The sequence below is a fragment of the Adlercreutzia sp. DFI.6.23 genome (assembly GCF_024462535.1).
Classification (GTDB): Bacteria; Actinomycetota; Coriobacteriia; order Coriobacteriales; family Eggerthellaceae; genus Adlercreutzia; species Adlercreutzia rubneri.
The window spans coordinates 1-396 of sequence record NZ_JANGBP010000207.1; the positions used below are offsets into that span (position 1 = coordinate 1).

A 396-nucleotide genomic window follows, 5' to 3' on the forward strand; every position below is an offset into this window, starting at 1 on the left:
CGCCTGCCCCGATGCCCCCTCCATCTACGAGGTGCCCATCAGCCTCTACGAGCAGGGATTCGACATCTCGGCCCTGGCGAAGATGGGCCTGGCGCCTCGCAAGATCAAGCTCGCCCCGTGGCGGGCCTTCCTGAAGGCGAAGGACGCCTGCGCAGGCGAGCTGGACATCACCGTGGTGGGCAAGTACGTGAGCCTGCCCGACGCCTACCTCTCCATCAACGAGGCGCTCGTGGCCGCCGGCATCGCGACGGGGCGCCATGTGAACGTGCACCTCATCGACGGCGAGGAGCTCACCGACAAGAACGCTGATGCGGTGCTCGGCTGCATGGACGGCATACTAGTGCCCGGCGGCTTCGTCGCCCGCGCCTTCGAGGGCAAGCTCGCCGCGGCCCGCTA

General features: G+C 68.2%; 1 pseudogene. It reads left to right on the forward strand.

The annotated features are described in order from the left end of the window. Positions 1–396, forward strand: a pseudogene (locus NE591_RS13030) (CTP synthase); the annotation flags it as partial.